This is a genomic window from Stenotrophomonas sp. Br8, from assembly GCF_014763005.1.
In the GTDB taxonomy this organism is placed as follows: Bacteria; Pseudomonadota; Gammaproteobacteria; order Xanthomonadales; family Xanthomonadaceae; genus Stenotrophomonas; species Stenotrophomonas lactitubi.
The window spans coordinates 1-14,219 of the sequence record NZ_JACGTN010000004.1 but is presented as its reverse complement, the minus strand read 5'-3'; the positions used below and the strand labels follow the sequence as shown (position 1 = coordinate 14,219).

Annotated in this window: 12 protein-coding genes; 6 read left to right on the top strand and 6 right to left on the bottom strand. The window is 66.8% G+C overall.

All coding sequences use genetic code 11. The features are described 5' to 3' along the window. Nucleotides 1-204 precede the first annotated feature (204 nt). Both glyS and glyQ read right to left on the bottom strand, forming a co-directional pair. Complete coding sequence (gene glyS / locus H3005_RS03975; protein ID WP_100554037.1) at nt 205-2,280, bottom strand: glycine--tRNA ligase subunit beta; 2,076 nt, start codon at nt 2,278-2,280, stop codon at nt 205-207. Between the two features lie 88 nt (nt 2,281-2,368). Then, nucleotides 2,369-3,280: a glycine--tRNA ligase subunit alpha gene (gene glyQ, locus H3005_RS03970; protein WP_089237912.1), complete on the bottom strand. Its 912-nt coding sequence runs from the start codon at nt 3,278-3,280 to the stop codon at nt 2,369-2,371. A gap of 83 nt (nt 3,281-3,363) precedes the next feature. Here glyQ and H3005_RS03965 point away from each other — a divergent pair, with 83 nt between their 5' ends. The 3 genes from H3005_RS03965 to H3005_RS03955 are packed head-to-tail and all read left to right on the top strand — an operon-like array spanning nt 3,364 to nt 6,880. Beyond that, on the top strand, nt 3,364-5,199 hold the full coding sequence (locus H3005_RS03965; protein ID WP_100554038.1) for a GspE/PulE family protein: 1,836 nt from the start codon (nt 3,364-3,366) through the stop codon (nt 5,197-5,199). After that, entirely contained in the window at nt 5,171-5,917 is a 747-nt protein-coding gene (locus H3005_RS03960; RefSeq protein ID WP_100461962.1) for a glutamine amidotransferase, read from the top strand. The genes H3005_RS03965 and H3005_RS03960 overlap by 29 nt, the downstream gene beginning before the upstream one ends. 51 nt (nt 5,918-5,968) lie before the next feature. Further along, complete coding sequence (locus tag H3005_RS03955; protein ID WP_089237918.1) at nt 5,969-6,880, top strand: BPSS1780 family membrane protein; 912 nt, start codon at nt 5,969-5,971, stop codon at nt 6,878-6,880. 74 nt (nt 6,881-6,954) lie between these two features. Here the strand turns inward: H3005_RS03955 and tatC are convergent, their stop codons facing one another. From tatC to H3005_RS03935, 4 genes are all read right to left on the bottom strand, one after another. Continuing rightward, nucleotides 6,955-7,704 carry a twin-arginine translocase subunit TatC gene (tatC, locus tag H3005_RS03950; protein WP_099819942.1) on the bottom strand — a complete coding sequence of 250 codons (750 nt, stop codon included), beginning with the start codon at nt 7,702-7,704 and terminating at the stop codon, nt 6,955-6,957. Further along, nucleotides 7,701-8,174, bottom strand: coding sequence for a Sec-independent protein translocase protein TatB (gene tatB / locus H3005_RS03945; RefSeq protein ID WP_191077604.1), 474 nt, complete (start codon nt 8,172-8,174; stop codon nt 7,701-7,703). Before tatB ends, tatC begins: the two co-directional genes overlap by 4 nt. 15 nt (nt 8,175-8,189) lie before the next feature. Next, nucleotides 8,190-8,417, bottom strand: coding sequence for a Sec-independent protein translocase subunit TatA (gene tatA, locus H3005_RS03940; protein ID WP_100461960.1), 228 nt, complete (start codon nt 8,415-8,417; stop codon nt 8,190-8,192). Nucleotides 8,418-8,491: 74 nt separating this feature from the next. Beyond that, on the bottom strand, nt 8,492-9,382 hold the full coding sequence (locus H3005_RS03935) for a YSC84-related protein (RefSeq protein ID WP_191077603.1): 891 nt from the start codon (nt 9,380-9,382) through the stop codon (nt 8,492-8,494). 166 nt (nt 9,383-9,548) lie between these two features. Here H3005_RS03935 and hemH point away from each other — a divergent pair, with 166 nt between their 5' ends. From hemH to H3005_RS03915, 3 genes are all read left to right on the top strand, one after another. Beyond that, a complete protein-coding gene (gene hemH / locus H3005_RS03930; protein ID WP_191077724.1) occupies nt 9,549-10,511 on the top strand; it encodes a ferrochelatase in 963 nt (320 codons plus the stop codon). Next, the gene (locus H3005_RS03925) at nt 10,508-11,365 is read left to right on the top strand and encodes an alpha/beta hydrolase (protein ID WP_191077602.1); all 858 of its coding nucleotides are present in this window, start codon (nt 10,508-10,510) and stop codon (nt 11,363-11,365) included. The genes hemH and H3005_RS03925 overlap by 4 nt, the downstream gene beginning before the upstream one ends. Nucleotides 11,366-11,656: 291 nt before the next feature. After that, entirely contained in the window at nt 11,657-13,753 is a 2,097-nt protein-coding gene (locus H3005_RS03915; protein WP_191077601.1) for a methyl-accepting chemotaxis protein, read from the top strand. The last annotated feature ends 466 nt before the right edge of the window (nt 13,754-14,219 follow it).

Genomic DNA, 14,219 nt, shown 5'->3' with positions numbered 1-14,219 from the left:
CGATGCGAAATGCATCACGTGTTTCGGGATCGGTTGTTAAGTGGCGGTCAAAATACGCGCCTTTGTGGCGATCATCGCGAGCGCATGCGGAAATGCCGGCATCGTGTGCGATGCCGGCGATGACCCCGATGGACAACATCGGGTAGTGCCGGCCGCTGGCCGGCAGCCACGTCGGTGGGTGCCAAGCTTGCTTGGCACCACATCTCAGCTCGACAGGTGCTCGATCGCCGCGACCTTGCCCAGGCGTTCACCCAGCATCGTCAACAGCGCCAGGCGGTTGCCGCGCAATGCCGGATCCTCGGCATTGACCATCACCCCGTCGAAGAACGCATCGACCTGCGGACGCAGGCGGGCCAGGCGCGCCAGCACGGCCACGTAGTCCTTCTGGTGCAGGCTGGCGCCGGTATCGTCGATGGCTGCAGTCACGGCTTCCGCCAGCGCGCGCTCGGCATCCTCCTGCAGCAGGGCAGTATCGATCTGGCCCGGAATATCGCCTTCGGCCTTGCGCAGGATGTTGCGGATGCGCTTGTTGGCCGCTGCCAGCGCCTCGGCTTCCGGCAGCGCTGCGAAGATCCCGATCGCGTCCAGACGGCGGTCGAAGTCGTACAGCGAGGCCGGCTTCAGCTCGGCCACCGCGTTGAAGTGGCTGGCCGGCACGCCCTTGTCGCTGTAATAGCCCTTCAGGCGGTCGAGGATGAAGTCGTACAGCTCAGCCACGTCGGCCTGCACGTTGCGCGCGGCCAGCCCGGCATTGGCGCTGGCCAGCAGCGCGCGCAGGTCCAGCTCGAAGCCGCTTTCGATGATCGTGCGGGCCAGGCCCAGCGCGTTGCGGCGCAGGGCGAACGGGTCCTTGTTGCCGGTCGGCTTCAGGCCCGCGGCGAAACCGCCGGCCAGGGTGTCCACACGCTCGGCGATCGCCAGCACCTTGCCCAGCGGCGACAGCGCGATGTCATCACCACCGAAGCGCGGCTGGTACGCTTCGTCGATGGCCAGCGCCACCTCCGGCGACTCGCCACCGACCACCGCGTAGTGGCGGCCGGCGATGCCCTGCAGTTCCGGGAATTCGTTGACCATGCGCGACTGCAGGTCGTTCTTGGCCAGCTGCGCGGCACGCTTGGCCAGCACCGGGTCAGCCCCCACCTGCGCGGCGATCACCTCGGCCAGCGCCGCCACGCGCGCGACCTTGTCGGCCACGCTGCCCAGCTTGGCCTGGTAGGTCACCGTCTTCAGGCCCTCGCCCATCGCCTCCAGGCCCTGCTTCAGGTCTTCGTCGAAGAAGAACTTGGCATCGGCGAAGCGCGGGCGGATCACGCGCTCGTAGCCCTTGGCCACTTCGGCCACGTCCTTGGACTCGATGTTGGCGATGCCGATGAACTTCTCGGTCAGCTTGCCGCCGTCATCCAGCACCGGGAAGAACTTCTGGTTGATCTCCATCGTCTCGATCAACGCTTCCTGCGGTACCGCCAGGAACGCGCGCTCGAAGCTGCACAGCACTGCCGACGGCCACTCGACCAGGTTCACCACCTGCTCCAGGTTGTCCTCGGTGATCCGCGCGCTGCCACCGGCGGTGGCGGCAGCGGCTTCAACCTCGGCAACGATGCGCTGGCGACGCTCGGCCGGATCGACCAGCACGAAGGCGGCGCGCAGCGATTCGACATAGTCCTGCGGCTGGGTCAGCCACACGGTCTTGTCGTGCAGGAAGCGGTGGCCGCGGCTCATGCGGTCGGCCTTCAGGCCGAACAGTTCGGCCTCCACCACCTCACCGCCGTGCAGCAGCACCAGCCAGTGCACCGGGCGGGCGAAGCCCCAGCTGTGGTCGCCCCAGCGCATCGGCTTGGGAATGGGCATGCCGGCAATGGCCTCGCGCAGGATCTCCGGCAGCAGCGCAGCGGTGCGCGCACCCGGGGTCACCGCACGGTGCACGAAGCGCTCACCCTTGTTGTCGCTGGTCTTCTCCAGCGCGGTCCAGTCGATCCCGGCCTTGGCCGCGAAACCCTGCAGCGCCTTGGTCGGCTGGCCTTCGGCGTCCAGCGCGATGTTCAGGTACGGGCCCAGCACTTCGCTGTGCTGTTCCGGCTGTTCCAGGCCAACGCCCGGCAGCAGCACGGCCAGGCGGCGCGGGGTCGACAGCGGGCGTGCATCGCCCAGCTCCAGTTCGACGCCGCGCTTGCGCAGGCCATCGACAACACCGTCGAAGAAGGCCTGGGCCAGGCCCGGCAGCGCCTTGACCGGCAACTCTTCGGTGCCCAGTTCAATCAGCAGGGGAGACAATTGGCTCATCGGTTCGATCCTGTGGTGGGGGCGCAGCGCGCGACGCGGCCGGCGCCCCTGGGGTAGTAGGTGAAACGCGTGATGGGAGAACGGGCCGTCAGGCCTTCTTCGCGCCCGGGAAGCCCAGCTTCTCGCGCTGCTCGTAGTAGGCCTTGGCCACCGCCTGCGCCAGCGCGCGCACGCGCAGGATGTAGCGCTGGCGTTCGGTCACGCTGATCGCTCGGCGCGCATCCAGCAGGTTGAAGGTGTGGCTGGCCTTCATCACCTGCTCGTAGGCCGGCAGCGGCAGGTTCACTTCCACCAGCTTCTGCGCTTCACGCTCGCAGGCATCGAAGCGGTGGAACATTTCTTCCACGTCGGCGTATTCGAAGTTGTAGGTGCTCTGCTCCACCTCGTTCTGGTGGTAGACGTCGCCGTAGGTCACTGGCTGCCCGTCCGGGCCGTAGGTCCACACCAGGTCGTAGACGTTGTCGCAGTTCTGCAGGTACATGCACAGGCGCTCGAGACCGTAGGTGATCTCGCCCAGCACCGGCCGGCACTCCAGGCCGCCAGCCTGCTGGAAGTAGGTGAACTGGGTCACCTCCATGCCGTTGAGCCAGACTTCCCAGCCCAGGCCCCAGGCGCCCAGCGTCGGCGATTCCCAGTTGTCCTCGACGAAACGCAGGTCGTGCACCAGCGGATCGATGCCCACCGCCTTCAGCGAATCCAGGTACAGCTGCTGGATGTTGTCCGGCGCCGGCTTCATCGCCACCTGGTACTGGTAGTAGCGCTGCAGGCGGTTCGGGTTATCGCCGTAACGGCCATCGGTCGGACGCCGCGAGGGCTGCACGTAGGCCGCATTCCAGGTTTCCGGACCAATCGCACGCAGGAAGGTGGCCGGGTGGAACGTACCGGCGCCCACCTCCAGGTCGAGCGGCTGGATGAGCACGCAGCCCTGCTGGGCCCAGAACTGGTTCAGGGTCTGGATCAGGCCCTGGAAGGTGATCGGAACGGTCGGGGTCGCGGACATGCGGACGAGTCTTGGCCGGCAAAGGGGTGCGCTAGTATAACGGCCGACCTGCGGGGCATTCCGTACCCGGAAGGAGCAGGTGGATGGAACATCGGCTGCCCATGGGCACGCCCGGCGAGCCTGGTGCGGTGCCGTTGCCGCCCGGTCGCCTGCAGTTCGAACAGGTTGCGGCGGCCCTGCTGGCCGATGGCGTGGTGGCTGCGCACGAGCGCGAGCGCATCCGTTTTTCCGCGCAGGGCGCCCGCAATGCCAGTGAAGTACATCCGCTGGTGCTGCTGTCCAACCTCAAGCTGGCCGCAAGCGACGGCGGCGACCTCAATCTGGAACGCCTCACCGAGTGGCTGGCCCAGCGCACCGGCAGCCGCTACCTGCGCATCGATCCAACCCGCGTCGACGTCGCTTCGGTCACCGCCGTGGCCTCGCACGCCTATGCCCGCCGCCATCGCTTCCTGCCTCTGGCGGTGGATGGCGAACGCGTGCTGGTGGCCACCAGCGAGCCGCTGGCACAGGAATGGCTGCGCGACCTGCAGCACCTGACCCGGCTGCGCATCGAGCTGGCGGTGGTCAATCCGCTCGACCTGCACCGTTACACCATGGAATTCTTCGGCGTCACCCGCTCGGTGCGCGGTGCCCGTGGCGACGTGCGTGGTGAGGCCAACACCACCCTGCCCAGCTTCGAGCAGCTGGTCGAACTGGGCCGTACCGGCGACGTCAATGCCGACGACCAGCACATCGTGCACATCGTCGACTGGCTGCTGCAGTACGCCTACGAACAGCGCGCGTCGGACATCCACCTGGAGCCCCGCCGCGACATGGGCCGTATGCGCTTCCGCATCGACGGCGTGCTGCACAAGGTGTTCGAAGTGCCGCCGGCTGTGATGACCGCCGTGGTCAGCCGCATCAAGGTGCTGGGACGCATGGACCTGGCCGAGCGCCGACGCCCGCAGGATGGCCGCATCAAGACCCGCTCGCCCGGCGGCCGGGAAGTGGAAATGCGCCTGTCGACCATGCCGACCGCCTTCGGCGAGAAGTGCGTGATGCGCATCTTCGACCCGGAAGCGGCCTTCAAGAGCATCGACCAGCTCGGCTTCAGCCCGCAGGAAGCGGCCGGCTGGACCGCCCTGGTCGAGCGCCCGCACGGCATCGTGCTGGTCACCGGTCCGACCGGTTCGGGCAAGACCACCACCCTGTATTCCACCCTGAAGCGGCTGGCCACGCCCGACGTCAACGTGTGCACGGTGGAAGACCCGATCGAGATGATCGCGCCGGAATTCAACCAGATGCAGGTGCAGACCAACATCGATCTGGACTTCGCCAGCGGTGTGCGCACCCTGCTGCGGCAGGACCCGGACATCATCATGATCGGCGAGATCCGCGACCTGGAAACCGCGCAGATGGCGGTGCAGGCCTCGCTGACCGGCCACCTGGTGCTGTCCACCCTGCACACCAACGATGCGCCCTCGGCCATCACCCGCCTGCTCGACCTGGGCGTACCGCATTACCTGCTGTCATCCACCGTCAACGGCATCCTCGCCCAGCGCCTGGTGCGCACGCTGTGCCCGCACTGCAAGCAGCCGCACACCCTCGGCAGGGCCGATTGGGCGGTACTGGCTGATAGCGAAGCTGCATATCCAGATGCCGCCACGCCCTGTCGGCCGGTCGGTTGCCTGGAGTGCCGGCGCACCGGATTCCTCGGCCGCATCGGCCTGTATGAGTTGCTGCCATTGGGCTCGCGCCTGCGCGGGCTGATCCGTGCGGACATGGATCTGGCCGGTTTCAACCGTGCCGCGCGTGCTGAAGGAGTGCGAACCCTGCGCCAGGCCGGGCTTGAAAAGGTGGCACAGGGGCTGACTACAATCGAGGAAGTCCTGTCAGTACTGCCTCCCCCGGATGAATCCAGCGCCCTTCCTGATCCTTGAAACCGGCCGCCCCGTGCCGTCACTGCGCCGCTACGGGCGCTTTCCGCACTGGATCCGGGTGGCCGCCGGCCTGGAAGAACACGAGACCGTCGTGGTCGACGTCGAGCATGGCGCCGACCTGCCCGATCCGCGCGACTTCGCCGGCGTGCTGGTGACCGGCTCGGCCGCCTTCGTCACCGACCATGCCGAATGGAGCGAACGCAGTGCCGCCTGGCTGCGGCAGACCGCGCACGACGACGTGCCGGTGTTCGGCATCTGCTACGGCCACCAGCTGCTGGCCCACGCGCTGGGCGGCGAAGTGGCCTACAACCCCGCCGGGCGCGAATCGGGAACGATTGAACTGGCACTCGACCCGCAGGCCGCGCAGGACCCCTTGTTCCAGGGCCTGCCGAGCCACTTCGCGGCCCATGCCACCCATCTGCAGACCGTGCTGCGCGTACCCGAAGGCGCCGCCGTGCTGGCACGCTCGCCGCTGGATGGCTGCCACGCCTTCCGCTGGGGCCGCCAGGCCTGGGGCGTGCAGTTCCATCCGGAATTTGCCACCCACCACATGCGTGGCTACGTGCGCGCACGCGCCGACTGCATCGGCCGACACGGTGGTTGTGCGCGCAGCATCGAGCGCGCGGTCAGCGCCGCCCCGCTGGCCCGCCAGCTGTTGCGGCGCTTTGTCCGCCAGGCCCGGCTGTCTTCAGCCCAGCCGGTGGCAAAACAGGGATAATCGGCGGCACGGGCACACCGCCCGGCCCCTCCTGTCCCTCCCCGGATGTCCATGAAAGAGATTCGCAAGCTGCCAGCCTCGGCGGGCGCCCAGTGGTTGCTGGATACGTTCTCGCTGTATCGGCGTGCGCCGCTGCAGCTGGCCCGGATCGGCCTGACCTGGCTGCTGGTGAACTGGGTGGTCACCCTGCTGGGGACGATGCTGCCCGGCACCGCCGGCCTTGCCCTGCAGATGATGACGCTGGTGATTTCACCGGTGATGTTCGGCGGCATGCTGTACGCCATGGGTGAGATCGACCAGGGCCGTCCCGGCCTGGCCACCCATCTGCTGCAGCCGATCCGCGACCGCCGTGTCAGCCACCTGCTGGTGCCGCTGGCGATCCAGGTGCTGGCCGTGCTGCTGCTCGGTGCGCTGCTGTACCTGATGATCGGCCGCGAGGGCTTCACCGCCTTCAGCGACACCATGACCAAGATGCAGGAACTCGGCCGCAGCGGGCAGCAGATCAGCCCGGAAACCGCCGCCGAACTGGTCGCCAACCTGCCGGCGCAGCGCATCGCGCTGTGGATGCTGCTGGTGTTCTGTACCGCCGTGGCGCTGACCCTGGCGATGTTCACCCAGCCGGCACTGGTGGTGTTCGACCGCCAGAGCGGCATGCACGCGCTGCGCCTGAGCCTGCAGGGCTGCATCGAGAACATCGGCGCCACCGCCGTGTTCACCGTGCTCGGCCTGATCGCCGCGTTCTGCGTCTATGTGCTGTTCGTGATCGTGGTCCAGCTGGGCATGCTGATCGGCGGCCCGCTGGCAGCGGCATTCATCGCGCAGCTGGTGTTCACCACGGTGCTGATGCCGCTGTATGTCGGCGCGGTCTATGCGGCCTGGAAGCAGATGTTCGTGCATCGCGGCAGCCGAGGCGCACCGCCGGTGCCGCAGTCACCGCCTGCCAACGACGTCTTCCACGCCTGATCGAAAAAGGGGACGGAGGGGATTAAGTCGTTTGTGGCACAAACGACTTAATCCCCTCCGTCCCCTTTTGTTTTTCAGGCAGCAGGCTTCTTGACCACCGAAGACGGTACCAGCCAGCGCGCGGCGTGGATGCCCAGCTCGTACAGCAGGCACATCGGGATCGCCAGCATCAGCTGTGACACCACATCCGGCGGAGTCAAGATCGCAGCGAGCACGAAGATGCCGACGATCGCGTAGCCGCGCCCTTCCTTGAACTGTTGCGGAGTGATCCAGCCCAGCAGCACCAGGATCACCATCGCCACCGGCAATTCGAAACTGCCGCCGAAGGCGAAGAAGATCGCCAGCACAAAGTCCAGGTAGGCGTTCGCATCCGGAGTGATCGCGATCACTTCCGGGCTGAAGGTGGTGAGGAAGTGGAAGACCGCCGGCAGCACCAGGAAATAGGCGAAGGCGCAGCCGGTATAGAACAGCAGCACCGACGAGACCAGCAGCGGCATCGCCAGGCGTTTCTCGCGTGCATACAGGCCAGGCGCGACGAAGGCCCACAGCTGGTACAGCAGCCACGGCACGGCCACGAACAGGGCCACGAAGAACGTCAGCTTCAACGGCGCGAAGAAGGCGCCGGCCGGGTTGGTCGCGATCATCGTCTGCCCGTTGGGCAACTGCGAGATCAGCGGCTCGGCCAATGCGTTGTAGAGCTTCTGGGTGAACGGCAGCAGGCCCAGCAGAACCACGCCCAGGCCAAGCAACGCACGCACCAGGCGCGCGCGCAGTTCAACCAGGTGTTCCACCAGCGAACTTTCGCCGAAGTCGTGTTCGCTCATGACGGGCGCTCCGTGCGGGCAGGTGCTTCGGCCGCGGTATCAGCAACGGCATCGCCTGCGGGTTCGACGGTGGTGGGCGCATTGGCAGCACCTTCCGCCGAAGCCACCACCGGCTCGGTCGCCTCCACCAGATGGGGGGGCTGTTCGGCCGGTGCCGGTGCACGCACCTGCTGCGCCAGCGTGTCGCTGTGCTGTTGCATCTGCTCGGCCTCGCGGCGCACGGCTTCACCGCTGGCACGCAGCTGGTTCTCGGTGTCCTGCATGCCCTGGCGCACGTCCTGCATCTGCCGCTTGATGTCTTCGGCCTGCAGTTCGCGTTCCAGTTCCTGCTTGACCGAATCCCATTGATTACGCGCGCGGCGCACCCACAGCCCGGCGAAGCGGGCCGCCTTGGGCAGGCGCTCAGGTCCGAGCACCACCAAGGCGACAACCGCGATCACCAGCAGTTCGCTGAAGCCGATATCAAACACCGCAACCGCTCCGGATCAACGCGCGTTGCGGTCGTGCTCGTCCTGCGCGGTGCGCGCGGCGTCCTGGCTGCGCGACTCGTCGCCCAACTGTGCGTTCGGCTTGTCTTCGTCGTGCATGCCCTTCTTGAATTCCTTGACCGCCGAGCCGAGATCCTTGGCACCACTGGTCAGGCGCTTGGTGCCGAACACCAGCAGGACGATGACGAGCACGACCAACCAATGCCAGATGCTGAAACTGCCCATAAGTCGCTCGTTACGTTAGTGATCAGATTGCCGAGCATAGCGCACCGGCTGTAAGCCGGCGCGCGTGACGAAAGTCAGTTGTTGCCCAGCGTTTCAGTGCGGATTTCACCGTCATTGACCGGCTGGAAACCCTGCTGGGCCGGCGGCGGGGTCTGCGGCACGGCCTGCAACGGCGCCGTAGTCGCTTCAACCGGTGCCGCAGGTGCTGCCTGAACAGGCGCCGGGGCGGGCACTGCAGCGGCGGACGGACGTGGTGCGTCATGGCCACCATTACGGTTGTTGCGCGCCGCGTAGGTGGCCTCTTCCAGGCGATCACGGAAGGCGACCACATCCATCGACGGCGAGCCTGCAGCGCGGCCCTCGAAGATCATCCGCGGCGTGGTGTTGCTGCCGTAGGCGTCGAGGTTGGCGGCATCGTCGATCTGCAGGATCGCACCATCCAGGGCGACGCCTGCGAACAGGCCGCGGGCGCGCGACCACGACCAGATTTCGGCCTTCAACTGGCCATCGGTGGCGGCGGCGGCATTACGGCCCACCGGACCGGCGGCCACGCCGGCATCGGCACCGAGGGTGAACTTGCCGTTGACGAGGTTGTCCAGGCTGCGGTCGTTGCGGAACACCAGCACAACGTCGGAGGACTGCACGCCGGCCTGGAAGCCGATGCTGCCGCCGGTGAGCTTGATGAATACCGGGTTTGACCACGCACCATTGGGCATGCGCACCGACATCAGGCCGTGGCCACGGCGTCCGCCGATCACCAGACCGGCCTTGATCGTGTCGGGAATGACGATGACCGCGCGGCCTTCGTCGAGCAATTTGTCCGGAATACCCTGTTCAGGGATTCCCTGGATTTCAGCCAGTACACGCACCGCGTTGCGGGCGCGCTGGTCTTCCTGCGGTCCGGCCATGGCCTGGCTGGACAGCAGGCTGGCGGCGATCAGCAGGGCTTGGATCGGGCGACGCATGGCAGGCTCCAGAAGTCAGTCCATAGGAAGATATAGCAAGTGACTGAAATTAGTAGTGTTGTGATGAATCCCCAATGAGCGTTGCCTGCTCATATTGGGCTCATCAATGACACCGATGCGAACCCTGCATGCCGACGTGACGATGGAATCGGCGACAATACCGCCCATGCTCGACGCACCCGATACCGCCGTACTGGCGGTCAACCTAGGCACGCCCGAGACGCCGACGGCTTCCGCTGTTCGTCGTTACCTGGCCGAATTCCTGTCCGACCCGCGCGTGGTCGCGATACCGGCACTGCTGTGGCAGCCCCTGCTGCGCGGCCTGATCCTGCCGCTGCGCAGTGGCCGTTCGGCCGCCAAGTACGCCCAGGTGTGGCTGCCGGAAGGCTCGCCGCTGATGGTCCACACCCGCCAATTGGCGCAGGCGATGCAGACGCTGCTGCCGACGCTGCGCGTGCGCCACGCGATGCGCTACGGCGAACCGGCGCTGACCACCGAACTGGATCGGCTGGCCAGCGAGGGCGTGCGCCGCATCGTGGTCTTGCCGCTGTATCCGCAGTATTCGACCACCACCACCGCCTCGGTCGAAGACCGCGTGGATGCGTGGCAGAGCAGGAACCCGCAGGTCATGGTCAGCCTGGTGCAGGACTATTCGATCGATCCCGACTGGGTTGCCGCCGTCGCCGGCTCGATCCAGCGCTATTGGCAGCAGCAGGGTCGCGGCCAGAAGCTGATGTTCTCCTTCCATGGCATTCCGCAGCGCCTTGCCGATGCCGGCGATCCCTATCCGCAGCGCTGCGAGGCCAGTGCACGCGCGATCGCCGCGGCGCTCGGCCTGGGCGCGGACGACTGGCAGATGGGTTACCAGTCGCGCTTCGGCCGCGAACGCTGGCTGCAGCCCTACGCGGAACCCAGCCTGTGGGAGCTGGCCGAAGCGGGCGTGAAACAGATCGATGTGGTCTGCCCCGGATTTGCCACCGACTGCCTGGAAACACTGGAAGAAGTCGCCATGGGCTTCACCGAAACGCTGGCCGAGCGCGGCGCGCAGATGCGTTACATCCCCTGCCTCAACGCCGAGCCGGAACATGCCCGCGCCTTGGCTCGGCTGGCCGTGGCCTCGCTGGCATGACCCTGCAGCCGTTTGAACTGCAGGTCGCAGGCGTCCGCGTTGCCGGCCTGCGCCGTGCAGCCGAGGGACCGCGCGTGCTGGCCCTGCACGGCTGGCTCGACAATGCGGCCAGCTTCGTACCGCTGGCGCCGCATCTGCCACAACTGGATCTGGTGGCGATCGACCTGCCCGGACATGGCCACAGCGCACATCTGCCCACCGGTGCGGTGTACACGACGCCGGCGGCGATCACCCATGTACTCGATGTCGCCGACGCGCTGGGCTGGGACCGGTTCACCCTGATGGGCCATTCGATGGGTGCCGGCATCGCCAGCCTCACCGCGGCGGTCAGTGATCGCGTCGAACGCCTGGTCGCCATCGAGGCGCTCGGCGGCCTGCGCGGACCGGAAGAAGACACCGCCAGCCGTCTGCGCGAACACGTCGATGCCACCCGTGCCCTCGCGCGCAAGCAGCTGCGCGTGTTCCCCGATCTGGCCGCACCAATCCGGGCGCGGATGATGACCAACCAGCTCAGCGAAGGCTGCGCGCGCCTGCTGGTCGAACGCGGTGTCGAGCCGGTCGAAGGCGGCTATCGCTGGTGCAGCGATCCGCGCCTGATGCTGCCCACTGCGATCCGTCTCAGCGAAGGCCAGATCGACAACCTGCTGCAGGCCATCAGCTGCCCGACCCAGGTGATCTACGCCACGCCTGCGCAGTCGTACTATCCCGAGCCGATGCGCAGTGAGCGCCTGCAGCACCTGCGTGATGGCCGCCTGGCGGTATTCCCCGGCAACCATCATCTGCACATGGAACACCCGGCACAGATTGCCGCGGTCATCGATGCATTCCTGAGCGGAAACGCCAACGCACGCTGACCATCGTCGGCTGCGCGCACTTCACTCTGCGCCAGTGCGGCCGATAGAACGGTAGTGGGCCCCTGCGCCCACAGCACGCAGGCCCTTTGTGCCTGCGGCTCGTTCCTGGTTCTGCAAGGAAGACCGCATGTCCCGTCTGCTGCACCGTCATCCACAGGATGTGGTCACGGTGTCTGTCCTCCGCGTCGCAGCCTGCGCCGCATTCCCCGAATTTCCCGACCCTGCCGTCGTTGCGCTCGTCCGCGCAGCGCGTTGTATGGCCGCTGCCGTCCGTTGATCCAGGAGTTGCCGATGTCCATTGCGTCCTCCCGCCCGCCCGACCAGGGCCGTGTCCCTTATCTGCAACAGCTGGCACAGCGAGGCGATCGTCGCCTGCTGCTGGGCAGCGTCATATTGGCAGCGATCGGCCTTGTACTGGCCATGCGCGGTACGTCGCTGCCCGCCGCGAGCGCCGTTGCCGCTGCGGTGCTGCCAGCCGCCTGGCTGGGCTGGCGCCACGCCGGCCATGTGCTCGCGCGCAACGGCCTGGCCGTAGTGCTTTCACTGCAGTTGAGCCTGCTCTGCCATATCAGCGGATTGAATGCCGCATTGCCCATCGCGCTGCTGCTGGGCGTGCTGCTCATCCAGCGTGACCGCATGCCGTTGTGGCTGGCCGGCGCGGTGGGTGTCAGTGCGTTGCTGGCGCCGTTGCTTGATGGGGCGACGGTCCTGCCACCACTGTTGAATGCCACGGCCCTGGCAGTGCTGACGCTGGTGCTGGGGCAGACCGCCGCACGCCTGCGTCAACAGAGCGAAGCGCTGGGTCACGGACCGCACCGCCTGGCCGCATTGGCACGCGACATCGCCACGGGCGCCGACCTCGGCGCACACAGCGATGCACGCAACTACGCACCCGGCTCACTGGCCCATGCATTGGCCGATACCGCACGCCACGTGCAGGCGCAGCGTGGCCGCGAGGCCGAAGCACATGCCGAGAACGCGCAGATCCGCCAGGCACTGGATGCCTCGCGCACGGCGATGATGATTGCCGACAACGATCACGTCATCCGCTACGTCAACCGCTCGGTGGTGGCACTGCTGCGCAACCAGCAGGCCACGCTGCGCCAGGCGTTCCCCGATTTCGATGCAGAGCGGCTGGTCGGCAGCAGCATCCATCGTTTCCATGCCAACCCTGACCGGATCCGCGGCATCCTCAACGGGCTGCAGGCGACGCACAACGGCAAGGTGCGGATCGGGCCGGTGCATTTCGCGCAGGTGGTCACCCCGGTGTTCGATGCACAGGGCGAGCGCCTGGGCTTTGCGGTGGAATGGCATGACCGCACCCATGAACTGACGCTGGAGAATGCCGTTGCCGGGATTGTCGATGCCGCCGCGCACGGTGATCTCGAACAGCGCCTGCAGGCCAGCGAAGGCGCCAGCTTCCTCGACGGCCTGACAGGGGGCATCAACCAGTTGCTGGACACCCTGGGCAGCACGGTCGACGAAGTACGGCAGATGCTCTCGGCGATGGCAAACGGCGATCTCGACCGCCGCATGCAGGGCGAGTATCACGGCGCGTTCGCCGCCATCCAGCGCGATGCCAACGCCACTGCCAGCCAGCTGGCACGCATGGTCGGGCACATCCAGCACTGCGCCACCACCATCAGCACGGCCGCCAGCGAAATCGCCGCCGGCAACGGCGCACTGTCCGAGCGCAGCGAGCGACAGGCTGCGCATCTGCAGGAAACCGCCGCTTCGATGGAGGAGCTGACCGCCACCGTGCGCCAGAATGCAGCGCATGCGCGTCAGGCCAGTGAGCTGGCCGCCTCCACCCAGGGCGCAGTAAGTGATGGCAACCACGCCATGCAGCGGGTGGTCGACACCATGCAGGCCATCGAAGGCGCGTCGAAGCGGATCGGCGACATTACCGGCGTGATCGACGGCATTGCCTTCCAGACCAACATCCTCGCGCTCAACGCAGCGGTCGAAGCGGCACGCGCCGGCGAGCAGGGGCGTGGGTTCGCCGTCGTCGCCAGCGAAGTCCGTGTGCTGGCGCAGCGATCGGCGGCAGCCGCCCAGGAGATCAAGGTCCTCATCGACGAGGCAGGTCGTCAGGTCGGCGAGGGCGCCCAGTTGGTCGCCGATGCCGGACAACGCATGCAGGGCATCGTCGGCGGCGTGGAGAACGTAAGCCACCTGATGCGCGAGATCTCGGCAGCGTCGCAGGAGCAGTCTTCCGGTATCGAGCAGATCAACCAGACGGTGGTGCAGATGGACCAGGCCACGCAGCAGAATGCGGCCCTGGTGGAAGAAGCGACTGCAGCGGCACGGGAACTGCAGTCGCAGGCAGGCGCACTGAACCAGGCGGTATCGGTGTTCCGGCAGCGCGAGGCCGCGTTGATCGACTGAGTCGACCCTGCGCCATGCTCCATGGAAGGCGGCGCCCGCAGGGCGCCGCCTTTTTGTTGGGCGCGGTTCGCGGCAGCGTTCGTCGGCTCAACGGGTACGAAGGCAGTCCATTCAAGGCTGCCCAGCACACGATGATGAAGGCCGAGGCACCGGCCGCTGCGGCGAAGTAAGTCCGCCTGCCGTTGAGCTGTACAAAAAGCGGCGCCCCTTGGGCGCCGCTTTTTCATGCGCGTCTGCCGACCATCTGCGTGATGCTGGCCCCCGGTGGTGCCGGCCGCTGGCCGGCAACCCATGAACCTCAAGCACCTGCACGTGGTTGCCGGCCAGCGGCCGGCACTACCGTGGTTTACGACGGACAAAGAAAAACCCCGCTGCGTGAGCAGCGGGGTTTTTGGGTATAAACCCTGGCGATGACCTACTCTCGCATGGCTTAGGCCACACTACCATCGGCGCAGCTACGTTTCAC